Source organism: Streptomyces sp. NPDC001410 (genome assembly GCF_042895235.1).
Taxonomy (GTDB): domain Bacteria; phylum Actinomycetota; class Actinomycetes; order Streptomycetales; family Streptomycetaceae; genus Streptomyces.
Genome location: NZ_JBIAWE010000001.1, coordinates 409,648 through 434,928, shown reverse-complemented (window position 1 = coordinate 434,928; position 25,281 = coordinate 409,648). Strand labels below are relative to the sequence as shown.

General features: G+C 71.8%; 22 protein-coding genes. 11 read left to right on the top strand and 11 right to left on the bottom strand.

The window, feature by feature from the left end; genetic code table 11:
* Positions 1-22 precede the first annotated feature (22 nt).
* From ACFY3C_RS01955 to ACFY3C_RS01935, 5 genes are read left to right on the top strand one after another with little or no spacing between them, the layout of a single operon-like run.
* Entirely contained in the window at positions 23-1,363 is a 1,341-nt protein-coding gene (locus ACFY3C_RS01955) for an L-fuconate dehydratase (protein ID WP_390769338.1), read from the top strand.
* Positions 1,360-2,115, top strand: a complete 756-nt coding sequence (locus tag ACFY3C_RS01950) for an SDR family NAD(P)-dependent oxidoreductase (protein WP_390769337.1) — start codon at positions 1,360-1,362, stop codon at positions 2,113-2,115. The genes ACFY3C_RS01955 and ACFY3C_RS01950 overlap by 4 nt, the downstream gene beginning before the upstream one ends.
* Positions 2,112-3,080: an aldo/keto reductase gene (locus tag ACFY3C_RS01945; RefSeq protein WP_390769336.1), complete on the top strand. Its 969-nt coding sequence runs from the start codon at positions 2,112-2,114 to the stop codon at positions 3,078-3,080. Before ACFY3C_RS01950 ends, ACFY3C_RS01945 begins: the two co-directional genes overlap by 4 nt.
* Positions 3,077-3,427, top strand: a complete 351-nt coding sequence (locus ACFY3C_RS01940) for an L-rhamnose mutarotase (RefSeq protein WP_390769335.1) — start codon at positions 3,077-3,079, stop codon at positions 3,425-3,427. Before ACFY3C_RS01945 ends, ACFY3C_RS01940 begins: the two co-directional genes overlap by 4 nt.
* Positions 3,424-4,263 (top strand): amidohydrolase family protein, encoded by an 840-nt coding sequence (locus ACFY3C_RS01935; RefSeq protein WP_390769334.1) that lies wholly within the window; start codon positions 3,424-3,426, stop codon positions 4,261-4,263. The genes ACFY3C_RS01940 and ACFY3C_RS01935 overlap by 4 nt, the downstream gene beginning before the upstream one ends.
* Here ACFY3C_RS01935 and ACFY3C_RS01930 read toward each other — a convergent pair.
* The gene (locus tag ACFY3C_RS01930; RefSeq protein WP_390769333.1) at positions 4,251-5,672 is read right to left on the bottom strand and encodes a lipase maturation factor family protein; all 1,422 of its coding nucleotides are present in this window, start codon (positions 5,670-5,672) and stop codon (positions 4,251-4,253) included. The genes ACFY3C_RS01935 and ACFY3C_RS01930 overlap by 13 nt on opposite strands.
* Before the next feature lie 151 nt (positions 5,673-5,823).
* On the opposite strand from ACFY3C_RS01930, the gene ACFY3C_RS01925 reads away from it, so the two are divergent.
* Together ACFY3C_RS01925 and ACFY3C_RS01920 are read left to right on the top strand one after the other, a co-directional pair.
* Positions 5,824-7,911 (top strand): SpoIIE family protein phosphatase, encoded by a 2,088-nt coding sequence (locus ACFY3C_RS01925; protein WP_390769332.1) that lies wholly within the window; start codon positions 5,824-5,826, stop codon positions 7,909-7,911.
* A gap of 31 nt (positions 7,912-7,942) precedes the next feature.
* Positions 7,943-8,806, top strand: a complete 864-nt coding sequence (locus ACFY3C_RS01920; RefSeq protein ID WP_390769331.1) for an Fpg/Nei family DNA glycosylase — start codon at positions 7,943-7,945, stop codon at positions 8,804-8,806.
* Positions 8,807-8,815: 9 nt separating this feature from the next.
* On the opposite strand, the gene ACFY3C_RS01915 is transcribed toward ACFY3C_RS01920, so the two are convergent.
* From ACFY3C_RS01915 to ACFY3C_RS01895, 5 genes are all read right to left on the bottom strand, one after another.
* A complete protein-coding gene (locus tag ACFY3C_RS01915) occupies positions 8,816-10,519 on the bottom strand; it encodes a caspase domain-containing protein (RefSeq protein WP_390769330.1) in 1,704 nt (567 codons plus the stop codon).
* Between the two features lie 2 nt (positions 10,520-10,521).
* Positions 10,522-10,911: a hypothetical protein gene (locus ACFY3C_RS01910; RefSeq protein WP_386576821.1), complete on the bottom strand. Its 390-nt coding sequence runs from the start codon at positions 10,909-10,911 to the stop codon at positions 10,522-10,524.
* 144 nt (positions 10,912-11,055) lie between these two features.
* Positions 11,056-11,709, bottom strand: coding sequence for a zf-HC2 domain-containing protein (locus ACFY3C_RS01905; RefSeq protein ID WP_390769329.1), 654 nt, complete (start codon positions 11,707-11,709; stop codon positions 11,056-11,058).
* Positions 11,710-11,860: 151 nt separating this feature from the next.
* Positions 11,861-12,376, bottom strand: a complete 516-nt coding sequence (locus tag ACFY3C_RS01900; RefSeq protein WP_386576819.1) for a hypothetical protein — start codon at positions 12,374-12,376, stop codon at positions 11,861-11,863.
* 151 nt (positions 12,377-12,527) lie between these two features.
* Complete coding sequence (locus tag ACFY3C_RS01895; protein ID WP_386576818.1) at positions 12,528-13,076, bottom strand: sigma-70 family RNA polymerase sigma factor; 549 nt, start codon at positions 13,074-13,076, stop codon at positions 12,528-12,530.
* 245 nt (positions 13,077-13,321) lie between these two features.
* Between ACFY3C_RS01895 and ACFY3C_RS01890 the strand changes: the two genes are divergently transcribed.
* A complete protein-coding gene (locus ACFY3C_RS01890) occupies positions 13,322-14,473 on the top strand; it encodes a CapA family protein (RefSeq protein ID WP_390769328.1) in 1,152 nt (383 codons plus the stop codon).
* Here ACFY3C_RS01890 and ACFY3C_RS01885 read toward each other — a convergent pair whose 3' ends face one another.
* Together ACFY3C_RS01885 and ACFY3C_RS01880 are read right to left on the bottom strand one after the other, a co-directional pair.
* Positions 14,474-15,898 carry an APC family permease gene (locus ACFY3C_RS01885; RefSeq protein ID WP_390769327.1) on the bottom strand — a complete coding sequence of 475 codons (1,425 nt, stop codon included), beginning with the start codon at positions 15,896-15,898 and terminating at the stop codon, positions 14,474-14,476.
* Positions 15,876-16,916, bottom strand: a complete 1,041-nt coding sequence (locus tag ACFY3C_RS01880) for a LysR family transcriptional regulator (RefSeq protein WP_390769326.1) — start codon at positions 16,914-16,916, stop codon at positions 15,876-15,878. The genes ACFY3C_RS01885 and ACFY3C_RS01880 overlap by 23 nt, the downstream gene beginning before the upstream one ends.
* Positions 16,917-17,018: 102 nt before the next feature.
* On the opposite strand from ACFY3C_RS01880, the gene ACFY3C_RS01875 reads away from it, so the two are divergent.
* The gene (locus tag ACFY3C_RS01875) at positions 17,019-18,266 is read left to right on the top strand and encodes an MFS transporter (protein WP_390769325.1); all 1,248 of its coding nucleotides are present in this window, start codon (positions 17,019-17,021) and stop codon (positions 18,264-18,266) included.
* Here ACFY3C_RS01875 and ACFY3C_RS01870 read toward each other — a convergent pair.
* Complete coding sequence (locus ACFY3C_RS01870) at positions 18,202-18,672, bottom strand: universal stress protein (protein ID WP_386576813.1); 471 nt, start codon at positions 18,670-18,672, stop codon at positions 18,202-18,204. The two genes, ACFY3C_RS01875 and ACFY3C_RS01870, sit on opposite strands and share 65 nt — an antisense overlap.
* A gap of 89 nt (positions 18,673-18,761) precedes the next feature.
* On the opposite strand from ACFY3C_RS01870, the gene lysX reads away from it, so the two are divergent.
* Positions 18,762-22,040: a bifunctional lysylphosphatidylglycerol synthetase/lysine--tRNA ligase LysX gene (gene lysX / locus ACFY3C_RS01865; protein ID WP_390769324.1), complete on the top strand. Its 3,279-nt coding sequence runs from the start codon at positions 18,762-18,764 to the stop codon at positions 22,038-22,040.
* Here lysX and ACFY3C_RS01860 read toward each other — a convergent pair.
* Positions 21,985-23,442: an MFS transporter gene (locus tag ACFY3C_RS01860; protein ID WP_390769323.1), complete on the bottom strand. Its 1,458-nt coding sequence runs from the start codon at positions 23,440-23,442 to the stop codon at positions 21,985-21,987. The two genes, lysX and ACFY3C_RS01860, sit on opposite strands and share 56 nt — an antisense overlap.
* Positions 23,443-23,641: 199 nt before the next feature.
* On the opposite strand from ACFY3C_RS01860, the gene ACFY3C_RS01855 reads away from it, so the two are divergent.
* Positions 23,642-24,478: a polysaccharide deacetylase family protein gene (locus ACFY3C_RS01855; RefSeq protein ID WP_386576810.1), complete on the top strand. Its 837-nt coding sequence runs from the start codon at positions 23,642-23,644 to the stop codon at positions 24,476-24,478.
* A gap of 30 nt (positions 24,479-24,508) precedes the next feature.
* Here ACFY3C_RS01855 and ACFY3C_RS01850 read toward each other — a convergent pair whose 3' ends face one another.
* On the bottom strand, positions 24,509-25,186 hold the full coding sequence (locus ACFY3C_RS01850; protein ID WP_390769538.1) for a class F sortase: 678 nt from the start codon (positions 25,184-25,186) through the stop codon (positions 24,509-24,511).
* Positions 25,187-25,281 lie beyond the last annotated feature (95 nt).

The window sequence follows — 25,281 nt, the reverse complement described above, 5'->3', positions numbered from 1 at the left end:
CCCCCTGACCGAAAGGACTTCAGTGTCCGAGGCCCCCGCCCGCATCACCGGCGTCGACACCCACGACATCCGTTTCCCCACCTCGCGCGAGCTGGACGGCTCCGACGCGATGAACCCGGACCCCGACTACTCGGCGGCCTATGTCGTCCTGCGCACGGACGCCGCCGACGGACACGAGGGGCACGGGTTCACCTTCACCATCGGGCGGGGCAACGACGTCCAGGTCGCCGCGATCGACGCGCTGCGGGGCCATGTGCTCGGCCGCCCGGTCGAGGAGGTCTGCGCCGACCCCGGCTCGCTCTTCCGGGACCTGATCGCCGACAGCCAGCTGCGCTGGCTCGGCCCCGAGAAGGGCGTGATGCACATGGCGATCGGGGCCGTCGTCAACGCCGTCTGGGACCTCGCCGCCCGCCGGGCCGGCAAGCCGCTGTGGCAGCTGCTCGCCGACGCCGAACCGGAGTGGCTGGTCAGCCAGATCGACTTCCGCTACATCACCGACGCCCTCACCCCCGAGGAAGCCCTCCACCTGCTCGGACGCGGCAGCCAGGGTGCCCAGGACCGCCGGGCCCGGCTGCTGGAGCGCGGCTTCCCCGCCTACACGACCTCACCCGGCTGGCTCGGCTACGACGACGACAAACTCACCCGGCTCGCCGCCCGGGCCGTCGCCGACGGCTTCCGGCAGATCAAGCTCAAGGTGGGCGCCGACCTGGCGGACGACGTACGGCGCTGCCGGGTCGCCCGCGCCGTCGTCGGACCGGACGTCCGCCTCGCCGTCGACGCCAACCAGCGCTGGAACGTGGACGAGGCGATCGCCTGGACCAAGGCGCTCGCCGAGTTCGACCCGTACTGGATCGAGGAGCCCACCAGCCCCGACGACGTCCTCGGCCACGCGGCCATCCGCCGTGCGGTGACACCTGTCAAGGTCGCCACCGGCGAGCACGTTCACAACCGCATCGTGTTCAAGCAGATGCTGCAGGCCGGCGCCCTCGACATCGTGCAGATCGACGCGGCCCGTGTCGGCGGGGTCAACGAGAACCTCGCCATCCTGCTGCTCGCCGCCAAGTTCGGCGTCCCCGTCTGCCCGCACGCCGGCGGGGTCGGCTTGTGCGAACTCGTCCAGCACCTGTCGATGTTCGACTACCTGGCGCTCTCCGGCACCACCGAGGACCGGGTCATCGAGTACGTCGACCACCTCCACGAGCACTTCCTCACCCCCGTGGTGATCCGCGACGGCCACTACACGGCCCCCACCACGCCCGGCTTCTCGGCGGCCATGCGCCCCGAGTCCATCGCGCGGTACACCTACCCCGGCGGCACCTTCTGGGCCGCCGACCCCGACACACAGAAGGGACAGGCGGCATGAGCGACTTCGCGGGCCTCAGGGCCCTGGTCACCGGGGGCGCCTCCGGGATCGGCCGGGCCACGGCCGACCTCCTCGCCGAACGCGGCGCCCAGGTCGCCGTGCTCGACCTGGACCCGTCCTCGGTGGACAAGCCCCTCCTCGCCTACCGGGCCGACGTCAGCGACGACACCTCGGTGCGTACCGCCGTCGAGCAGGCCGCCGAAGCCCTCGGCGGTCTCGACGTCCTGGTCAGCAACGCCGGCATCGGCGCCCAGGGCACCGTCGAGGACAACGACGACGAGGAGTGGCGGCGCGTCTTCGACGTCAACGTCCTCGGCATGGTCCGCGCCGCCCGCGCCGCCCTCCCGTATCTGCGCCGCTCCCGGCACGCCGCGATCGTCAACACCTGCTCCGTCGCGGCCACCGCGGGCCTGCCGCAGCGCGCCCTCTACAGCGCCACCAAGGGCGCGGTGTACTCCCTGACCCTGGCCATGGCCGCCGACCACGTCCGCGAGGGCATCCGCGTCAACTGCGTCAACCCCGGTACGGCGGACACCCCGTGGGTCGGCCGACTGCTGGACGCGGCCCCCGACCCCGCCGCCGAGCGCGCCGCCCTGGAGGCCCGCCAGCCCGCCGGCCGGCTCGTCTCGGCGGCCGAGGTCGCGGGCGCCATCGCCTACTTGGCCAGCCCCCTCTCCGGTGCCACCACCGGCACCGCCCTCGCCGTCGACGGCGGTATGCAGGGCCTCAGGCTGCGCCCGGCGGGCCGGTGAACCGCCTGGGCCGCAGCGGGGTCGAGGTCAGTCCGCTGGGCTTCGGCGCCGCCGGGATCGGCAACCTGTACACCCCCATGGACGACGAGCAGGCGTACGAGGCCGTGCGCGCCGCCTGGGAGCGGGGCGTCCGTTACTTCGACACCGCGCCCCACTACGGCCTCGGCCGGTCCGAACGGCGCCTGGGCGCGGCCCTGCGGGCGTACGACCGCGCCGCGTACACGGTCTCCACGAAGGTCGGCCGCCGCCTGGAACCCGCCGACGGCGCCGGAGACGACCTGCCGAACGGCTTCGCCGTCCCCGCCGACCACCGGCGCGTCTGGGACTTCGGCGCCGACGGCATCCGCCGCACCCTGGAGGCGAGCCTGGACCGGCTCGGCCTCGACCGGGTCGACGTCGTCTACCTCCACGACCCCGACGACCACGCCGAGCAGGCCTTCCGCGAGGGCTATCCCGCCCTGGAGAAGCTCCGCTCGGAGGGCGTCGTGGGCGCGATCGGCGCGGGCATGAACCAGGCGGAGATGCTCACCCGGTTCGTCCGTGACACGGACGTGGACGTGGTGCTCTGCGCGGGCCGGTACACCCTGCTCGACCAGAGCGCTGCGGCCGAGCTGCTGCCCGAGGCCGCGTCGCGGGGGGTGTCGGTCGTCATCGGCGGCGCCTTCAACTCGGGCCTGCTGGCGGACCCGACCCCCGGGTCGACGTACAACTACACCCGTGCCCCACAGGAGTTGCTGGACCGCGCCCTGCGCCTGAAGGCGGTCGCCGCCCGGCACGACATCACCCTGCGCGCCGCCGCCCTGGCCTTCTGCGCCGCGCACCCGACCGTCGCGAGCGTCCTGGCCGGGGCCCGCTCCGCAGCCGAACTGCACGACTGCGCCGAGCAGTTCGCCACCCCCGTGCCGCCCGCCTTCTGGCAGGAACTGCGCGACACCGGTCTGCTGCCGTCCGAGGAGCCGTCATGAGAGTCGCCCTGCACACCAAGGTCCGTGCCCACCGCATCGCCGACTACGAGGCGGCCCACCGCGAGGTCCCGAAGGAACTCACCGACGCCATCCGCGCCGCCGGAGCCACCTCCTGGACCATCTGGCGGTGGGGGTCCCCCCGCGCGAGCGAAGCCGAGCGTGGGGGAGGCACCGACCTCTTCCACCTCCTGGAGTGCGAGGACTACGGCCGCCTCCTCGCCGCACTCGAAGAGCTGCCGGTCAACGTCGCCCGGCAGGCCCGGATGGCCGAGCTGCTCGACGTCGTGCACGACTACTCGCAGGGCGGCGCTGACGCCGGGCTGCCCGTCGTCTGGGAGCTGCCGTGACCGTCGACGCCCACCACCACGTCTGGGACCTGTCGGTCCGCGACCAGGACTGGATCCAGGGCCCCGAACTCCAGCGGCTGAGAAGGAACTTCACCCTCGCCGACCTGGAACCCGAGGCGCGGGCGGCCGGAGTGGACCGCACCGTCCTCGTCCAGACGGTCACCGTCCCCGAGGAGACCCCCGAGTTCCTGGCCCTGGCCGCCGGACACGAGCTCGTCGCGGGCGTGGTCGGCTGGAGTGACCTCACCCGCCCCGACCTCGCCGACGAACTGGCCCGCCTGCGCGAACTCCCCGGCGGCCCGTATCTGAAGGGCATCCGCCACCAGGTCCAGGGCGAGCACGACCCGCAGTGGCTGCTGCGGGACGACGTACGGCGCGGCCTGGCCGCCGTGGCCGAAGCGGGCCTGGTCTACGACCTCGTGGTCCTGCCCCATCAGCTCCCGGCCTGCACCAAGGCGGCCGCAGACCTGCCCCAACTCACCTTCGTGCTCGACCACTTGGGCAAGCCGCCCATCGCCTCGGGCGAACGCGAACCCTGGGCCACGGCCCTGCGTGCCCTGGCCTCCCTCCCCAACACCGTCGCCAAACTCTCCGGCCTGGTCACGGAGGCCGCCCCCGCCTCCTGGGCGACCGTGGACCTGCGCCCGTACGCGGAGACCGCCCTGGAGGCCTTCGGCCCCGACCGCCTCATGTTCGGCTCCGACTGGCCGGTGTGCACGCTCGCGGCCACCTACGCACAAATCATCGACACAGCAGGTGAGTTGACGTCAGGTCTCAGCGCGGCCGAGCGCACCGCCCTGTACGAGGGCACCGCCGGCCGGGTCTACGACCTCTGAGCCATCCGGGCCAGCCGCGTGGGCGGCAGCCAGTCCCGCACGTACACCCGTTCCCAGCACGCTCCCGTCTCCCGCAGCTCCTGCCAGGTGGTGTAGCGGTACCGGAAGAGGCGGGCGCGGATGAAGCGGGGCGGGGTGTCCGGCGGGAAGGGGGAGCGGCGCAGCAGCTTCAGGGTGTCGCGGTCGTTCTCCAGCAGCCGCTCCACCAGGCCGCCGAACCATTCGCCGGCGTAGGCGGGGGACAGCGCGGCGAACCACATCAGCCAGTCCAGGCGCAGATGGTAGGGCGCGAACTGGCGTGGCCAGTGCCGGGGATCGCCGGGCTTCCCCTTGAACTCGTACTCCCGCCACTCCGAGTCCTCCCGCGGCATGTCGTCCAGCGTGCCCTCGACCACCACCTCGTGACGGATCCGGCTGACGCTGCCGAACGCGCCGTAGGTGTTCACCAGGTGCAGCGGGTCGAAGGAGCGGTTCATGACCTGGCGCCGGGAGATCATGTTCGTCACCGGGTGGTAGCTCAGGCAGACCAGCAGCGCGGCGACCGCGAGCACCACGATCTCGTACCAGAGCGGTGCCGCGGGCACGGACGGTGCCGTGGCGGGCAGCCGCAGCGCGGACAGGGCCACGACGATGGTGATCCAGTTCAGCCAGGAGAAGTTGCCCGACAGCACCAGCCACAGCTGGGTGACGATCATCAGCGCGGCGGCGGCCGTGGCGATCGGCTGGGGGGTGAACAGCAGCACGGGTACGACCAGCTGGGTGAAGTGGTTCGCGGCGACCTCCACCCGGTGCAGCGGCTTCGGCAGGTGGTGGAAGAACCAGCTCAGCGGGCCCGGCATCGGCTGCGTCTCGTGGTGGTAGTACAGGCACGTCAGCTTCCGCCAGCACGCGTCGCCCCGGAGCTTGATCAGCCCGGCGCCGAACTCGACCCGGAACAGGATCCAGCGCAGTAGGAACAGGACGACGAGCGGCGGCGCGACCTCGTCGTTGCCCAGGAAAGCGGCCAGGAAGCCGACCTCCAGCAGCAGCGACTCCCAGCCGAACGCGTACCAGGTCTGGCCCACGTTGACGATCGACAGGTACAGCGCCCACGGCACCAGCCACAGCAGGATGCCGCTCCACAGCGGCAGCAGCGAGTCCGCGCCGGCCAGCAGGGCCGCCGACACCGCGCAGCCCGCCCAGGCGCAGGCCGCGAAGAAGCGGTCCGAGTAGTGCAGGTGGAACAGGCTCGGGGCGCGTCTGAAGCGGATCCGCGCCGTGTAGCGGGGGATCGGCAGCATGCCGCGTTCGCCCAGCAGGGCCCGGAACTGCAGGGCGGCCACCAGGAACGCGACGAGGTACAGACCGGCCAGGGCCCGCTGGAAGACCAGCCGGCTCAGCCAGTAGTCGGGGGTGGTGAACCAGTCCACGTCGGTGCGCTCCTGCCTCCATTGTGGCCGCCGCGTCGAGGGTGCCCCAGCGGTGCTCGTCACTCCAGGTACCGCGCTTCTTCGTGTGCGTAACCGCCGCAGCTGGGACCCAGCGGTCGAAGAATCGGACAAACCCTGGCAAGGTGGCCCCATGGCTGATCGGGGGGCGAGTGCCCTATCACTCCCGCAGGACTGGCCCGCCCACCCGGATCCGATCCTGGCGCTCAACCGGATGGGCAGCTTCGACTGGGATCTGGACACCGGTCTGTTCAGCATGGACGCCCAGGCGCACGAGATCTTCGACCTGCGCCCCGACGAGTACGACGGTCACCCGGAGACCCTGTCCGTACGGGTGCCCGCCGCGGAGAGCCACCGCCTCGACCTCCTGGTGGCCCAGGCCATCAAGGACGGCCGGGAGAACTACGGCGCGTACTTCCGAGTCCGGCGCCGCGACGGCACCCTGCGCTGGACCCACACCCAGGGCTACATACGGCGCGACGAGACGGGCCGCCCGCGCCGGATCATCGGGATCGTCCGGGACGCCACCGACGAGCTGAGCGAACGCGTGGTCCGCAAGGACGTGTCCGCGCAGGCCGCCGCCCGGCGCGACCAGACAAACGTTGTCCAGATCGCCACGGCCGCCCTCGCCCACGCCCGCACGGTCCAGGACGTCATCGACGTCGTCACGGACGCCCAGGGCCTGACCCTGCTCGGCTCCACCAGCCTGGTCCTCGGCCTGGTCGAGGCCGGCCGCATCCGGCTGGTTGCCGAGGGCCCTGCGGGCACCTACGTGCCCGGCACCCGCATCACCCGGATCGACGAGCCCTACCCGATGGGCGAGGCGGTGCGGACCCTCAGCCCGTGCTTCATCGAGTCGGCGGACGAGTTCTCCGAGCGCTTTCCCATCCTGTGGCCGCACATCACGGACATGCACATCACCTCCGCCGCCTATCTGCCGCTGATCGCCCAGGCCCGCCCGATCGGCGCGATGGGCCTGCTCTACAACGACCGCAGCGGCTTCTCGCCCGAGGAGCGCAACGTTCTCGTCGCCCTCGGCAGCAGCATCGCGCAGAGCCTGCAGCGGGCCATGCTCTACGAGCAGGAGAAGGACCTCGCCCAGGGCCTCCAGCAGGCGATGCTGCCCCGCACCATCCCGAGCGTGCGCGGTGCCGACGTCGCCGTCCGCTACCGCGCCGCCACCGCCGGGGGCACCCTCGGCCGGGACATCGGCGGCGACTGGTACGACCTGATACCGCTGCCCGGCGGCCGGGTCGGCGCGGTCATCGGCGACGTACAGGGCCACGACACGCACGCGGCGGCCGTGATGGGCCAGCTGCGCATCGTGCTGCGCGCCTACGCGGCCGAGGGACACACCCCGGCCACCGTGATGGCCCGCGCCTCCGTGTTCCTGCACGAACTCGACACCGACCGCTTCGCCACCTGCCTGTACGCGGAAGCGGACCTGTCCACCGGGGTCGTCCAGGTGGTCCGCGCCGGCCACATCGACCCGCTGGTCCGGCACGCCGACGGCAGCTGCCACCGGATCCCGGTCGAGGGCGGCCTGCCGCTCGGCCTCTCCGCCGAGTTCGGCCGGCTCGAGTACCCCGTCTCCACCCTCGAACTCGACCCCGGCCACACCCTGCTGCTGTGCACCGACGGGCTGGTCGAGCAGCCCGGCTCCGACCTCGACGACGGGCTGGAGGCCCTCGCGAACCTCATCACCAAGGGCCCGGACGAGGTGCGCGACCTCGCCACCCGGCTGATCGAGGTGGCCGAGGAGCGGGGCGGCGACGACGACGTGGCCCTGCTCCTGCTGCGCCGCCGCGTCCCGGAGGCCCCGCGGCCCGGCGGCCGGCTCCAGCAGCACGTGGCACCCGGCGACCCCGAGGCCCTCATCCAGGCCCGGCACATGATCTGCGCCGCCGTCCGCTCCTGGGGTGCCCGGGACCGGGCCGACGAGATCGAGCTGGTCGCCGACGAACTCATCACCAACGTCCTGATGCACACCGAGGGCTCGGCGATCGTCACCCTGCGGGCCCTCGAAGGCAGCGGTCGCCGGCTGCGCGTCGAGGTCGAGGACTCCTCCAGCGCCCTGCCGCGCCGCCGCGACGCCGGGGAGGACGGGGTCTCCGGGCGCGGACTGCTCCTCGTCGACCGGCTCGCCGACGTGTGGGGCGTGGAGGCGCGCGGCGGCGGCAAGTGCGTGTGGTGCGAGTTCCTGGTGCACGAGCACACCTGACCACAGGGGCCCCGGATGGCACTCTGGACGTATGCCGGAACTCCCCGAGGTGGAAGCCCTCAAGGACTTCCTGACCGAGAACCTGGTCGGCCACGAGGTCGTACGGGTGCTGCCCGTCGCGATCAGCGTCCTGAAGACGTACGACCCTCCGGTCGGCGCGTTCGAGGGCAGCGAGGTCACCGCCGTGCACCGGCACGGGAAGTTCCTCGACATCGAGGGCGGCACCGGCCTGCACTTCGTCACCCATCTGGCCCGCGCAGGCTGGCTGCAGTGGAAGGACCGGCTCCCGGACGGCCCGCCGCGCCCCGGAAAGGGCCCCCTCGCCCTGCGCGCAGCCCTGGAGACCGGCGCAGGATTCGACCTCACCGAGGCCGGCACCCAGAAGAAGCTCGCCGTGTACATCGTCCGTGACCCGCGAGAGGTGCCCGGCGTGGCCCGCCTCGGCCCGGACCCGCTCGCCGCCGACTTCGACGAGGACCGCTTCGCCGCCCTGCTGAAGGGCGAACGGCGCCAGATCAAGGGCGCCCTGCGCGACCAGAGCCTGATCGCCGGGGTGGGCAACGCCTACAGCGACGAGATCCTCCACGCGGCGAAGATGTCCCCGTTCAAACTCGCCGCGTCCCTGACCACGGAGGAGACCGAGCGGCTCTACGCGGCGCTGCGCACCACCCTCACCGAGGCGGTCGAACGCTCCCGGGGCCTTGCCGCGGGACGCCTGAAGGCGGAGAAGAAGACCGGCCTGCGCGTGCACGGCCGCACCGGCGAGCCCTGCCCGGTCTGCCGCGACACCATCCGCGAGGTCTCCTTCAGCGACTCCTCGCTCCAGTACTGCCCGACCTGCCAGACGGGGGGCAAGCCGCTGGCGGACCGGAGGATGTCGCGGCTGCTGAAGTAGCCGGCGCGTTCACAGGAATCGGGTCACGATGGTGTAGGCGATGCCCATGAGCACGGTCAGGACGAAGACCGGCATCGCACAGCGCTTCGCCGCCAAGGTCATGGAACGCGTGGCACTCTTCGCCCCCGGGGTGTAGCGCTTGCGCCGCGCGCTGAGATCGCGCCGGGCGAACGCACCGAGGACGAGCGCCGCCGTCGCGGTGATCAGGGCGGTGATGAGGGCTGGGATCACTCCGTGGTGGCGGGCGGACGCCGCGAATGTCTCTTCCGGTCCCACCCTGAGGCCTTCCTCGGCGTACATCACCGCCACGATTGCCACGACCCAAGTGATCACCGAGGTGACGGCGAGGGCCAGGGCTGCCGCCGCCAACGCGGGGGCGAGCAGGAGTCTGGACTCGGGCCGGTGTGTGAGGCCCGGCTCCTTCCCCTCGCTGCCCGTGGGCTTCGTGTCGGGCGGTGGCGGCACCACCTCGGCCTCGACATGGACCACGGCATCGTCGGCGACCCCTTTCAGCGCGATGTCGCCGGTCAGACGCCCTTCGGCGGACGTGTCGACACCGACGGCCAGGCCTTCGTCGGACTCCTCGACCTGCAGCCATTTGCCCGTGGCGTGGGCCACGCAGTGGCGGGCCAGGGGTGTGCCGTGCAGGGACACGGACTGCCGCGGCACGGCGGTGCCCCGGTGCACCCGGCCGAAGTCCAGGCGGGCCGGGGAGGGTTTGAGGCAGGCATCGCTCAAGGCGCGGCGCGCCTTGTCCGCCACCTGCTGGGTGTCGTCGCGGGCCACGGCCTCCAGAGCCTGGCGTGCCCCTTCGGCCATGGAGAGGTTCGGGCTCTCCATCCGGGATCTCACCTCGTCGACGGCACCGAGGCGAGTGAATTCGTTTCTGCTCCGAAGGGCCTCCTGCACACGACGTGGCAGGGGTTCGGCCTCGATCCGGATACGGCGGTGGCGGCTGTGGGCCAGCTGCATGCTGCCCTGCATCTGGGCGGTCTTGCTCGGGGTCTGATTCGGGTTCCGCTCCTTCACGCGGTCGAAGACATACTCGTACAGATCGTCCAGCAGGACCTCGCCGCGTCCTTTGAGGTCGGCGTCACCGGTTTCCAGGCCCTCCACCACCGCGTGGGTGAACACGGACGGTTTCGCGGTGCTGCCCTCGGTGAGCTTGGCGTCCTCGAAGGCGTACTCCATGGAGTTCGACGCCGTGATGACGGCCCAGCCGCGCCCTCCGCTCGGCTTCTCGCCCGTGAAGGCGTCGAGGACGTGCATGTCCCGGGAGGCGCGCACGGACGCCCCGCGGGAGAAGGCTCCTCCGTAGCAGCAGTCGAGGAACAGTGCGGTGCAGCCCGCCCGGGTACCGGACATGCACCCGTAGACGAACTGGGCGGGTACCGCCGTGGCGTTGAGCAGCCTGGTCTGGGTGTCGCGGGCGGCGAAGTACAGATCGCCGGACTCGTTCTTGATCCCGTGGCAGGAGAAGTGCAGCACGAGCTTGTCGTCACGGCGGCGGTCGGAGAAGAAGGCTTCGATGCTCGTCCGCATGTCCTGGGCCGACGCGTTCCTGACGACTTCCACATCGAAGTCGCCGATCTGCGGATCGCCCAGGACTTCGCAGAGGGCTTCGGCATCGTGCCCGGGCGCTCTCAGCTGCTTGAGGCCCTGATCCTCGTAGGTGTCGTTGGCGATGATCAGCGCATGCCGGGACTCGCCCATGTCTAGGTCCCCACTGCGGAGTGCTTCGCAAGGAAGATCTTCACCGCCTCGGCCACCTGCTCGTCCGTCGCCGCCGAAAGCTCCAGGGTGTCTCCGTCCAGCGTCAAAGTCAGCGACGGGCGGGTGCCCCCGAACCGGCCCAGCCAGTCACGGAGCACACCCACCACCTGGCTCAGCCCGGTGAGGGATGTGCCCAGACCCAGCAGCAGGGAGCCGACCAGGGCGACGTCCACGCATCGTGCGCCGGGTGGCGTCTCTTCCGCGGGGACCGCACGGACATCGTCCGCCACGCCGGCCGAGAGCAGTTCCTGACGCAGATAGCCGGTCAGCTGCTCCACACGCTCGGGTTCCGCCCCCTCTTCGCAGAGGCGGATCAGCACTTGGTTCTCCACCGGCTCAGCCCCTTCGTCCGAACTCCTAGGGGCGGCGCAGAGCGGACCGTCGGTGGCTCCACGTCTTCGTTTTCAGTCTCCGCCCCTGCCCGTGAGGCGGCAAATCCGTTGCCGCGCAACGTGATTGACGCTTCAACGAGGCACTCAGTCGGCGTCGAGCGACACCAGCGGCTGTCCGTCCGCGGTGCGCACCTCGTAGCGGGCGATCTCGGCGGGATGCATGGCGGAGCCCGCCGCGGCCGTGGTCGTCCCGGTGTCGTGGGCGTCCACCTTCCAGCCGCTGACGACCTGCTCCGAGCCGTCCTTTCCGATGACGACCAGCTGGCAGGAGTGCGGCCCGGAGCCGTCCTTCACCTCCAGCCGCATCCGGCTGCCGGAGTATCCGTCCTCGGTGGTGACCTGCGCCCACACACCCGTCTTCGGGTCGGTCGCAGCGGTGACCCGGGCCGCGGGCTCCTCGTGCCCGGCGTAGACCATGAGGCCCGGTCCGGCCACGGCCAGCACCACGGAGGCGGCCAGGCCGTACAGGAAGTGGCGGCGCCGTGCCCGGTGCCGGTGTGCCAGTTCGCCCATCAGCCGGTCGAGCAGTCGGGGACCGGGCTGGGCCATGGGGTGCACGAAGCGCGGCGTGGAGCGGCGGTACAGCATCAACTGCCGTGCCGTGGGACCGAATTCGGTCACCTGTGCCGCGCACTGAGGGCACTCCATGAGGTGGTCCTCGAAGCGGAAGGCCTCCGCCTCGTCCAGCACGCCGAGCGCGTACGCGCCGACGTCGCGATGCCTTTCCAGGGACCTCATGCCGAATCCTCGTGCCTATGGGTGTGGGTGGGGTTACTCCTTGCTCCCATCCGTACGCAGCGGACAACCGAATCACTCAAGACACACACCGAATCGTGACCAAGAGATTCGGAGCCGCCCGGCCCGCGGATTGGTCTGAATTCGAGACGACTCAGAAAAGATGGATCGCCAGGTGTCCGAGGGGCAGTCCGAGCCGCCAGGCCGGGGTCCACACCTTCGGCCCGTCGTCCTCGCCGAACACCGCACCGCCGCCCGGCACCGCGTCCAGGTCGGGCGCCAGCAGCTCGGTCTCCTCCAGCCAGCGCCAGGCCTCGGCCGCCAGCGCCAGGTCCGGCGACGGCGCGGCGGCCGAGGCCTCCTCGCCGGCCAGCTGGGCCATCCGCTCGCGCACCCACTCCTGCCACGGCTGGTCGTAAGCCGTCAGCGACAGCCAGTTCTCCAGCTGCGAGATCACCCGGATCCCGGACAGCTCGCCGTCGGTGTCGGAGAGGAAGACGGTCAGCGCCAGCGCGTCCCGGCCGGCCCGGAACTCGAAGGACGTCGGCGGCATCAGGTCGCCGGTGCGCAGCAGCTCGTCGGCGATGTACTCGGCGTACAACCAGGCCATGGGAACGGCCAGTTCGCCGCCGCCGGTGCCGTCCGTGCTCTCGTGCCCTCTGTGCAGCATCCCTTCCTGCCTTCCTCCGGTGCGTGCGTGTCGCCCGAGACCCTGGACCCGGTGCGGGCGGTCCCCGTCCGGAACCCGGATGAGGACAGCTGATTGCCCGAACGGGGGTCTCAGCAAGGCGCTTTACCGAGGTTTGACCCAGTCTTCGGTTTCACCGCAGGTCGGCCGCATAACCCGGTAGGACCCGGCGCAGGGCGCGCAGCGCGTAGTACGCGCGAGACTTCACGGTACCGGGTGGAATCCCAAGGGTTTGCGCCGCTTCCGCCACACTGGCCCCGCGGAAGTACACGAGTATCAGGACGTCACGGTGCTCCGGCGTGAGTGTCTTCACAGCCTCCCGGACATCGAGCATCGCGGCGGCCCGCTCGGCGTGGTCGGCGGTCACCCGCGCGTTCTCGGGCACCTCGTCGCCGACCTCGGGCGGCCGCGCCTGCCGGGCCCGCCGCGCGTCGATCGCGAGGCGCCGGGCGACGGTCAGCAGCCAGGGGCGTACCGAGTCGAAGTCCTCGGCGTGCAGGGCCTCGGGGTGCTGCCAGGCGCGCAGCAGGGTCTCCTGTACGAGGTCCTCGGCGCGCTGCCGGTCCCCGTCGCTCAGCCTGAGCAGCAGCGCGAACAAGGGGCCGCCGTGCTCGCGCTGGAGTGCGGCCAGCTCGTGCTCGGCGGTCGTCGTCCCGTGGGTGAGTGAGGTTACGGCCGTCATGGCCGTATGGCAGCGCAGGGCGCCGCCGGGGGGACAGGAGGCGTACACGGCTCTGCGACGGACGGTCGATCGTGTCGGCGAACGGTAGGGCGAGGGGTGCTCCGTGAGCGCGCGGGGCGGCTCCGGATGGGCTAATTCAGGCGCCCGGACTGTTTGCGTGAAGGGTTGGATTCATACCCATATGCCCGTAAAAGCTTTGTCTGTAAATACGACGTCTGCAGATACGACGATCCCGGGGTGAGCTGATGATCGGACGCAGAAAGCAGGTTGCGCTGGCCCTGACCGCCCTCCTCGCCGCGGCTGCCGCCTGTCAGAACCACGAGCGGCAGGAGCTCGCGGGCGCAGGCCGCCCGGCGCCGTCCGCCGACCGCGGCTTCACCCTCGTCGCCTCGGGCGACGTGCTGCCGCACACCTCCGTCATCGAGCGGGCGCGCTACGACGCCGACGGCGACGGCTACGACTTCCGCCCGATGCTCTCCGGCGTCGAGTCCGTGGTCGGCGGCGCCGATCTGGCGCTGTGTCACATGGGGACCGTGTACGGCGCCGACGGCGACTACAGCGGGTACCCCGTCTTCAAGTCCCCGCCGCAGATCGCCCAGGGCCTCGCCGCGACCGGCTACGACGGCTGCTCCACCGCCTCCGAGCACGCCCTGGACGACGGCGCCCCCGGCATGCGGCGCACCCTGGACGCCATGGACCGGGCCGGCCTGCGGCACGCCGGGACCGCCCGCACCGAGGACGAGGCCCGCTCGGTCACGATGCTCCGGGCGGGCGGGGCCCGGGTCGCGCACCTGTCGTACACGTACGGCACCGACGACCGCCCGCTGCCGCCCGGACAACCCTGGGCCGTCGGCCTGATCGACCGGAACCGGATGATCGCCGACGCCCGAGCCGCCCGGAAGGCGGGCGCCGACGTGGTCGTCGTCTCCGTGCACTGGGGCACCGAGTGGCAGGACGACCCGGACCGGCTGCAGCTCGCCCTCGCCGACCAGCTGACGGCCTCGAAGACGAACGGCCGCCCGGACATCGACCTGATCCTCGGCACCCACGCCCATGTCCCGCAGGCGTACGAGAAGGTCAACGGCACCTGGGTGGTCTACGGCCTGGGCGACCAGATCGCCGGCGAGATGTACAACGACAAGGGCGTGCAGGACTCGCGCGGCAACGACTCCACCCTCGGCCGCTTCACCTTCGCCCCGCCCGCCCGTCCCGGCGACCGCTGGCAGGTCACCAGGGCCGAATTCATCCCGCAGATGTACGACCTCGACTCCGGCCGGGTCCGCGACCTCAACCAGGCGATCTCCGACGGCGCCGAGCTGGAGGGGGTGCGCGACCGGATCAGGGAGGTCGTCCTCAGCCGCGGTGCCGCCGACGACGGGCTGGTCATGGGGGAGTGATCACTCGGCGGACTGCGGCCGGGCCAGCGCGGAACGGCGGTAGGAGTAGCCGAAGTAGACCACGCAGCCGATCACGAACCAGACCGCGAACCGCACCCAGGTCTGCCACCGCAGAAACGTGATCAGCCAGATCGAGAAGACGACACCCAGCGCGGGCACGAACGGCATCCACGGGGTCCGGAAGGTGCGCGGCAGGTCCGGCTGCCGGTAGCGCAGCACGATCACCGCGGCGCACACCACCACGAACGCCAGCAGGATGCCGATGTTGGTCAGCTCGGCCGCCTCGCCGATCGGCAGGAACCCGGCGATGAGGGCCGAGACCGCCCCGACGATCCACGTCACCCGGGTCGGCACGTGCCGCGTCGGGTGCGTCTTGGCGAACCAGATCGGCAGCAGCCCGTCCCGGCTCATGCTGAACCACACCCGGGTCACGCCCAGCATGAACGTGAACATCACCGTGAGGATGCCGATGATCGCGCCCACCGCGATCACGTCGGCGAGCTTGTTCAGCCCCACGGACTTGAACGCCGACGAGAAGCCGCTCTCCGGGTCGATCTCCGTGTAGTTCTGCATGCCCGTCAGCACCAGGCAGGCCGCCACGTACAGCACCATCGAGATCGCCAGCGAGTAGATGATCGCCTTCGGCATGTGCCGCTGCGCGTCCTTCGACTCCTCCGCCGCGGTCGACATGGCGTCGTAGCCGAACACCGCGAAGAACACGGTCGCCGCACCGGTGAACGCCCCGCTGATGCCGAACGGGAAGAACGGATGGTAGTTCGCGCTGTTGATGTGGAACACGCCCACCGCGATCACCACCAGCACCACCAGCACCTTCAGGGCGACCACGAACGTCTCGAAGCGGGCCGCGGTGCGGATGCCCAGGTTGAGCAGCCAGGCGATCAGCAGACACAGCGCGGCCGCGAACAGGTCGACCCGGTGCCCGTGCCCGGTGCCGGGCGCGCCCAGCATCCAGTCGGGCAGGTTCGCGCCCGTCTCCTCGACCAGGAAACCGAAGTATCCGGAGATGCCGATGGCGACGACGGCCACGATCGCCGTGTACTCCAGCAGCAGGTCCCAGCCGATGAACCAGCCCGCGAACTCGCCGAGCACCGCGTAGCCGTACGTGTACGCCGATCCCGCCTTCGGGATCAGCCCGGCGAACTCGGCGTACGACAGCGCCGCGCAGGCGCTCGCCAGGCCGGCGATGAGGAACGACACCAGCACCGCGGGCCCGGCCGTCTCGTGGGCCACCGTGCCGGCCAGCGTGAAGATGCCCGCCCCGATGATGCCGCCGATACCGATCGCCGTGAGCTGCCACAGCCCGAGCGACCGGTCCAGCCGGGGCCCCTCGCTGATCTCGGTGTCCTCGATGTGCTCGATGGGTTTGCGGCGGAGAATTCCCTCACCCATACGGAGCTTGGCCATGAGCCTCACCTCTTCGCCGGTGGCAAACGGCTGACGGCGGATCATGATGGCTCAGGGCGATCCCGTACGGAAGACGCCACGCACGGGCGGAGGGCTCGGTCCAGTCCGGCGTCCAGGTGCGGCCCTCAGGCCGGGCGGGGCGCCGGTCGGCGAGGTGGGTGCGCAGGGCGGTGAGCGCCGGGTGCGGGTTGGCGGTGACCCACAGCAGGGAGTGCGGGTAGACGGGTGTCGGGTCGAGGAGCGGGATACGGCGCAGATCGTGGCCGGCCGGCCAGACCAGCCGGGTCTGCTCGCTGACCAGGGTCGCCAGGGTGCTGTCGGCGGCGACCGCGTCCTGCACCGCCCCGGTGAAGTTGGCGCCCGAGGAGTCGATGGTGAGCCCGAACTCGGCGGCGAGCGAGGCGTAGTACGCGGCCCACTCGGTGCCGTCCACGATGCCCGGCATCCAGATCCGGTGCCCGGCCAGCTCCCCGGGCGAGACCGAGCGGCGGCCGGCCAGGGCGTGCCCCGGGCCGGTGAGCAGCTGGATCGGTTCGTCGAGGACGCGCGCGGCCTCGACGCCCCTGGGCAGCGGCCGCCCGGGCATGGCGACGGCACGGAAGGACGCGTCGACCGTCCCGGAGCGCAGGGCGGTGAGCGCCGAGTCCACGTCGAAGAGCGTGACCACGTCCAGGGCCACCTCCGGGTGCGCCTCGTGGAAGTCGCGCAGCAGCGCCGCGGGGGCGAGTCGCGGGCCGATCACATCGACCCGCAGAGCGCGCCGCCCGGGCCCTACGGCGGAGGTGGCCCGCTCCTCGGCCAGCAGCAGCTCGTGGGCGTGCGGCAGGAAGGCCCGGCCGTCGACGGTGAGGACGGCGCCCCGGGCGGTACGGGTGAACAGCCGCACGCCCAGCTCCTTCTCCAGCGCGGCGATCCGCTTGGAGACGGCCTGCTGGGTGACCGCCAGCACGGCGGCAGCCTCCTGGAACTGTCCCGAGCCGGCCACGGTGACGAAGGTGCGCACTGCCTTGAGGTCCACTTCGCCACCGTACAACCGATGGTTGTGACGCCTGATCCGGAAGTTGTTTGCTTCGGCGCCCGGCGCCCGATTTCATGTCCCGGGTCAACGGGGAGGTTGTGCGTGGGACGGCGGTTCGGGTGGCTGTGGGCCGCGTACTCGGCGAGTGCGATCGGCACGTATCTCGCCTTCGACGCGTTCTCGGTGATCGCGGTCCTCGTGCTGCACGCCGGACCGGCCGAGGTGGCACTGCTCGCCGCGACCGGGCCCGCCGTGGGCGCCGTGGCGGCCGTGCCGCTCGGGCCGTGGGTGGAGTTCCGGCGCAAGCGGCCGGTGATGATGGCCATGGACCTGGCCAGGTTCGCCGCGCTGCTCACCGTCCCCGCCGCCTACGCGCTCGGTGGCCTCGGCCTGGGTCAGCTGCTGCTGGTGTCGGTGATCGTCGCGGCGGCCGACATCACCTTCAACGCGGCCTCCGGCGCCTTCCTGAAGACGCTCGTCCCGGCCGACCGGCTGCTCACGGCGAACTCCCGGTTCGAGTCCACGAACTGGACCGCCCTCGTCCTCGGACCGCCCCTCGGCGGCGCCGCGATCGGCCTGTTCGGCCCGGTCGCGACGGTCGTGGCGAACGCGGTCAGCTTTCTGCTGTCGGCGCTGGGCATCCGGGCCGTGGGCGGCGGCGAGCCCCGCCCCGAGCGCACCGGCGTGCAGCGCCTGCGGGCCGCCGACCTGCTCGACGGCTGGCGGTACATCCTCACCAGCGAGGCCCTGCGGCCGCTGTTCTTCAACAACCTCGCGGTCAACGCCCTGATCATGGTCGCCGTACCGCCGCTGGCCGTCCTCATGCTCGGCCCGCTCGGCTTCGCCCCCTGGCAGTACGGCCTCGCCTTCGCCGTGCCCTGCCTCGGTGGACTCCTCGGCTCCCGGCTGGCCCGCCCGCTGGTCGCCCGCTACGGGCAGCGGCGGATACTGCGCACCGCGGGCGCCCTGCGCGCCGTCTGGCCCCTCGGGCTGGCCTTCGTCGGGCCCGGCGTGCCCGGACTGCTGCTGGTGATGGCCGTGGAGTTCGGGGTGATCACCAGCTCGGGCGTCTACAACCCCGTGTACGCCACCCGCCGCCTGGAATGCACCCCGGACGACCGGGTCGCCCGCACCCTGTCCGCCTGGTCCATCACCGGCAAGGCCACCACGGCCGCCCTGACCGCCCTGTGGGGCCTGCTGGCGAGCCTCACCGGCCCGCGCGCCGCCATCGCCCTGGCCGGCGTCCTGCTCCTTGCGACCCTGCCGCTGCTCCGGAAGGAGACGGCTACGGTACGACCGTCACCGGCCACCGTCCCGCCTTCACCAGCCGGACCGCCACCGACCCGATGATCCGGTGCCCCGCCTGCTCGGAGGCGCCCACCACGACCGCGTCCGCCTTCAGCTCGTCCGCCGCCTTCACCAGGCCGTTGTAGGCGTCGCCACGGAAGGTGTGGAACTCCCAGCGCACGTCGAATATCCCCTTGACGCGCTCCGCCGCCTCCCGGATCTGGGCGATCAGCTCCTCGGCGATCTCGTCGGTCGTCTCCGCAACCGGAGCCCCGAGAGCCGCCCCCGCCGCGAGCACCGGCTGCACGTACACCACCGCCAGCAGCGCGTGCTGCCGCCTGGCCAGACCGCCCGCGTAGGCCGCGGCCCGCATCGAGGAATCGGAGCCGTCCACCCCGACCACGATGACCTTGGGCCCGTCCGTGCCCCGCTCGAACTGGTGCGCGTGCTGTTCGTGCTGCTCCGTCACATCCCGAGGTTATCGGACCCGGTGCTTCCCGCCGCGGCCCGGCCCCGCTCGACGGGCGCGCCGCGCCGCCCCTTCCTACAGTCGGAACCATGACTGCCACCGCCGGGCCGGCCGCACGGAGGGATGCCACGGGCCCGGTACGCCAGCCCGCCGCCGGACGCCTCGGCTGGGTGCCCGAGGCCTTCGCCACCCTCTTCGCCGCGCTCGGCCTGCTGTGCGCCCTGCTCGCGATCTTCGCCCCGCTGCGCCGCCTGCTGCGCCCGCTCGTCCGCGCCCTCGACCTGCTCCTGGTCCCGATCAGCGCCAACCTCGCCTACGCCGTCTTCCTGTTCCTGCTGGCCGCCGCCACCGGCGCCCGCAAGAAGGTCGCCTGGTGGCTGGTCGTCGTCTATCTGGGCCTGGTCGTGGCCGGCGACATCCTCGGCGTGGCCCTCGGCCAGTACACCGAGTCGGTGCCGTCCCTCGTGCTGTGCGGCCTGCTGCTGCTCCTGCTGGTGACGGCCCGCAAGGAGTTCTACGCCGCCTCCCGCCGCGGTGCCGTGTGGCGGGCCCTCGGCGTACTGCTGGCCGGCCTCGCCGTGGCGATCCTGGCCGGCTGGGGCCTGGTCGCGCTGTTCCCGGGCACCCTGCCGCAGAGCCAGCACCTGGCCTGGGCCGCCGACCGGGTGTGCGGCGGGCTGGTGTCCAACAGCGCCTTCGACGGCCGCCCGCCCCGCAGGGTCACCTTCCTGCTCGGCCTGTTCGGCGCGCTCGCCCTGCTGAACGCGGCCGCCACGCTGTTCCGTTCGCAGCGCCTGGAGGCGGCCCTGCACGGCGACGAGGAGGCCCGCATCCGCGCCCTGCTCGGGGCCTACGGCGACCGGGACTCGCTCGGCTACTTCGCCACCCGCCGCGACAAGGCCGTCGTCTTCTCCCCCAGCGGCAAGGCCGCCGTCACCTACCGCGTCGAGGCCGGCGTCTGCCTCGCCAGCGGCGACCCCGTCGGAGACCCTGAAGCCTGGCCGCACGCCATCGAGGCCTGGCTGGACATGGCCCGCCGGCACGCCTGGGCACCCGCCGTGATGGGCGCCTCCGAGGACGGCGCCCGCGCCTACGCCCGGGCCGGACTAGGCGCCCTCCAACTCGGCGACGAGGCCATCCTGCACGTGCCCGGGTTCGACCTGGACGGCCGGGACATGCGCGTCACCCGCCAGGCCGTGCACCGCGTCCGCCGCACCGGCGCCACCTGCCGCATCCGCCGCCACGCCACCCTCACCGACCACGAGATGGAGGAGATCGTCGACAAGGCCGACGCCTGGCGGGACACCGAGACCGAACGCGGCTTCTCCATGGCCCTGGACCGGCTGGGCGACCCCGCCGACGGCGACTGCCTCCTCGTGGAGGCTCTCAGCGACGACGGCCTGCTCCTCGCGCTGCTCTCCTTCGTGCCCTGGGGCCGCGACGGCGTCTCCCTGGACCTGATGCGCCGTGACCGCGCCGCCCCCAACGGGGTCATGGAGTTCATGGTCGCCGAACTGTGCGCGGCCGCACCGAAAATCGGCGTGCACCGGATCTCGCTGAACTTCGCCGTCTTCCGGTCCGTCTTCGAGGAGGGCGCCCGCATCGGCGCCGGCCCCGTCCTCCGACTCTGGCGCCGGATGCTGCTGTTCTTCTCCCGCTGGTGGCAGCTGGAGGCCCTCTACCGCTCCAACGCCAAGTTCCAGCCCGAGTGGTACCCGCGCTTCATCTGCTACGGCGAGACCGCCTCCCTCGCCCGGATCGGCCTCGCCTCCGGCATCGCCGAGGGGTTCGTCTCCGTACCGTCCCTGCGCAAACTCTGGGGAAAGGGGCACCCGAAGACGGGGCAGCGGCCCGCCACCACCGAGGGCCTGCCGTCCCTGACGGTGCTCGGCCTCGAAGGAGGGGGCGAGTCCGGGCCCGCCGCCCCGGACTCGGGCCTGCCCGACCAGGTCCGCGTCCGGCACCGCACGCTCGACCGCCTGCGCGCCTCCGGCACCGACCCGTACCCGGTCGGCGTGCCCGCCCCCACCCACGCCCTCGCCGACGTCCCGCTGGGCCAGGACGTCACCGTGGCCGGCCGCGTCATGCTGGTCCGCGACTTCGGCGGCATCGTCTTCGTCGTCCTGCGCGACTGGTCCGGGGACCACCAACTCGCCCTCACCCGCGACCGCTCCAAAGCCGCCCTGGACCGCTTCCGGTCCGACACCGACATCGGCGACCACATCACCGCCATCGGCCGCGCGGGCCGCAGCGACAAGGGCGAGCCCACCGTCTTCGTCACCTCCTGGCAGCTGACCGGCAAGTGCCTGCACCCGCTGCCCGACAAGCGCCGCGGGCTCGCCGACCCCGAGGCCAAGGTCCGCCGCCGCTACCTCGACCTGGTCACCAGCCCCGACGCCCGCCGGGTGATCCGGGCCCGCTCCACCGCCGTACAGGCCCTGCGCCAGGGCCTGCTGGATCGCGGCTTCCTCGAGGTAGAGACCCCGATGCTGCAGCAGATCCACGGCGGCGCCAACGCCCGCCCCTTCACCACCCACATCAACGCCTACGACCTCGACCTGTACCTGCGCATCGCCCCCGAGCTGTACCTGAAGCGGCTGTGCGTCGGCGGCTTGGAGAAGGTCTTCGAGCTGGGCCGCACCTTCCGCAACGAGGGCGTCTCCTACAAGCACAACCCCGAGTTCACGATGCTGGAGGCCTACCAGGCGCACGCCGACTACGACGTGATGCTCGACCTGACCCGCGAGCTGATCCAGGGCGCCGCCACCGCCGCCTTCGGCTCCCCGGTCGCCCGCAAGGACGGCCGGGAGTACGACATCTCGGGACCGTGGCCGGTGAAGACCGTGTACGGGGCACTGTCCGAGGTGCTGGACGAGGAGATCGGCCCCGGCACCGAACTGCTCAGACTGCACCGGCAGTGCGACCGGACCGGTGTGCCGTACACCGCCGACGACGGCCCCGGTGACGTGGTCCTGGAGATGTACGAGCGGCTGATCGAGGTACGCACCCAGCTGCCCACCTTCTACAAGGACTTCCCGACCGAGGTCTCCCCGCTCACCCGGCAGCACCGCACCGACCCGCGGCTCGCCGAGCGCTGGGACCTCGTCGCCTTCGGCACCGAACTCGGCACCGCCTACTCCGAGCTGACCGACCCCGTCGAACAGCGCCGCCGGCTCACCGCGCAGTCCCTGCTGGCCGCGGGCGGCGACCCCGAGGCCATGGAACTGGACGAGGACTTCCTCGACGCCCTCGAATACGCGATGCCGCCGACCGGCGGGCTCGGCATCGGCGTCGACCGGCTCGTCATGTTCCTCACGGGCCTGACGATCCGGGAGACCCTGCCGTTCCCGCTGGTGCGCCGGCGCTAGCGCCCGGATCCGGGGCGGTGGTCCGCAGGCCCTGCCAGGGCAGGGTCAGCAGCGCGACCGCCGCGGCGGTGAGGGCCAGCGCGATGCCGAGTTCGAAGCACTCGGGAAAACGGGCCGCCAGGGCGGCGTCGTATTCCTTGCGGCTGTGGAACCCGCTGGACGGCATCCCCACCACGACGACCGTGACGACCCCGCTGAACAGCGACGCCCCCAGTCCGGCTCCCAACTGCCGGGAGGAGTTCAGCGCCCGGGGCAGCGCACCGCTCCCGGACCGCGCGAAACTCACCGGTAGGGCGAGCACACCGCAGCCGTAGGCGATCAGCAGCAGCGGCGGCAGGACGTCGGCGAGGTGGTAGCCGGTGCCCTCCCGGCTCAGCAGGACGAACCCGGCCGCCGCCACACCACAGGCCATGGCCACCGTGCCGGCGAGGCCGACGCGTGCCGCGAGCAGGGGCAGGGTCAGCCAGCCCAGCACCAGCCCGGCGACGGCGGGCAACAGGGCCCAGCCCACCGACTCGGGGGAGAGACCGCCCACCATCTGAAGTGCGAGCGTGAGGACGAACCCGGCACCGGTCAGACAGGCCGCCAGCAGCGCCACCACGGTGTACGCGCCGAGTGCGGCACGCTCCCGGTACAGCCGGGTGAGCAGGGACGGCTCCTGCCCGCGTCGGCCGAGCCAGCTCAGCGAGGACGGCGTCAGGGCCCCGCCCGCCGCGACGGCGATGATCGTGGTCGGGGACACGCTGTGGTCCCCGAGCCAGTCGGCGAACCAGGCGAGAAGGCCCAGCGGGAGGACGGCCGCCGCGGCGCGGCCCAACCGGGACCGGGCCTCGGGGCCGGTCGCGGACTCGGTGAGCGTCACCGGGACCAGCAGCAGGAGCAGTACGCCGACGACGGCCTGGGCCCAGAAGACCGCCGCACCCGACTCCACCGTGTTCAGCAGCATGGTGGACGGCAGCACCACCGCCGGTCCGGCCGCCGCGACCACCACGAAGTGCACGCTCAGCGCCCGGTCACGGCCCCGGCCCTCCGGATGCGTGGACTCGATCAGCGCCACCGCACCGGCCGTGATCGCCGCCGCGGCCACCCCCTGTACCGCCCGCGAGGTCAGCAGCACGTCGGCGTCCTGCGACACCGCGGACGCCGCGGCGGCGGCACTCGACAGCACGAGTCCGCCCATCAGCACCCGCCGCTGCCCGAACGCCTCACCGAGCGCCACCGCGAGCACCGGCAGCGCGGCGAAACACACGCTGTACATGGTGATCAGCCACGTCAGCCCGTCGATGGACATGTGCGACCGCGCCGAAATCCACGGCAGCGCCATCGCGAAGGCCGTCGTGTCGAAGACGACCAGCACCTGGGCGGCGCCCAGCAGCACCACCGCCAACCGCCTGCGCGACACTCCATTTGTTCCCCCGTGCACGACCAAACCGGCTCGACCTCCATCTGCAACACCGGTGACTTCCAAGCGGACTGAGCGATTATCAAAAACCCGGTCGGCGGATCACAAGTCCGCCCGGGCTGCGCCGACCGGATGAATTCCTGCCGCCGCACCGGTGTCGTTGTGGTGCGCCGGAGGCCCGCGGGGCGAGTGATGAGTCATGCAGAAGGATCAGTTGTTCACCCGGCGCCGGATGCTTCTCGCCTCGGCCGTCGCTCTGGGAGCCGCGAGCACCGCCGGAATCGTCATGGCGGAGGGCGACGACGAGGTGGCCCGCATCGCCGCACCGGTCGCCGGCCCACCGGCCGTCCAGGCGCTCAAGCCCTCCGCGTACCGCCTCCAGCCGCTCACCGGATACGGCCCGCCGCACGCCGCGCCACGCAAGCTCAAGGAACGGCACGAGCCCATCCTGCAGATCTCCGGACGCGGCCGGCACATGATGCTGACCTTCGACGACGGACCCGACCGTCGCTACACCCCGTATATTCTCGACACCCTCGCCAAGTACGACGTACGGGCCATGTTCTTCGTGTGCGGGGAGATGGCCGTCATCAACAAGGAATTGCTGGCCAGGATGGCCGACGAGGGGCATGTCGTCGGCAACCACACCTACACGCACCCGCTGCTGACCACCCTCGACCGCCGGGAGATCCGCTCGGAGATGGAGCGGACCAGCGACGTCATCGAGGACGCCTACGGGGAGCGCCCCCAGTGGTTCCGCGCACCCTACGGCGCCTGGAACCGTGCGGCCTTCCAACTGGGCGCCGACATGGGCATGGAGCCGATGGCGTGGACCGTCGACACCACCGACTGGGAGACGCCCGGCACGGGCACCATCGTCGACCGGGTGGAGAGCGGCGCCGCCCCCGGTGTCGTGGTGCTCTCCCACGACGCCGGGGGCGACCGGTCGCAGACCGTCCACGCGATCCGCGAATACCTGCCCTATCTGCTCGACTCGGGCTATCACCTCACCGTGCCGCCCCGCCGTCTCTCGTGACCGGGCGCTCGCCCGCCCGGTCACCACGGCTCACTCGACCGAGGCCAGGCGGGCGAACACGACGACGTTCCCGTCGTAGCCGTTCTGCTTCGAGAAACCGCCGCCGCAGGTGATCACCCGCAGTTCCGCCGTGCCCTTGGAGCCGTACACCCGGTCGCTCGGGAAGCTGTTCTTCGCGAAGACCTCGACTCCGTAGACCTCGAACACCGCGGTCCTTCCGTCCTTGCGCACGACGTCGACACGACTGCCCTTCTGCAGGGCCCCGAGTCCGTAGAACACGGCGGGGCCCTTCGTGTTGTCGACGTGCCCGACGACCACCGAGGTGCCCTTCTCGCCGGGCGAGACCGAACCGGTGAACCAGCCCGCCAGGTTGGATTCCTCCGGCGGCGGAGCGCCGATCCAGCCCTGGGCGTCCAGACCGACTTGCGTGACGGGCGCGTCGACCCGGATCGAGGGGATCCGGATCCGGTCGGCGGCGGCGAAGGGCAGGGCGGCGGGGCCGCTCGCGAACGGGCTCGGGGCAACGCCGCCGTCCGCTGTCGCCGCCGCTGCCGAGGCAGGCTGCGGTGGCCCGACGTCGAATTCTCCGGAGCCATTCCGAATGAGCGCCAGGCCGGACAGCAGAACGAGCGCGATCACGCCCCATGGGGCGCGCTTTCGCCGCAGCTCCTCCTCTTCGGCCAGCTCGGCCAGCACGGACGCAGACATTCGCATGGGAAAAAGCTAAGTCCCGTACGAGCGGCGGGGCGACGGGGCGACGGGCGAACGGGTGGTCCGTCACCCTGTTGGTGCGCCATACGAGT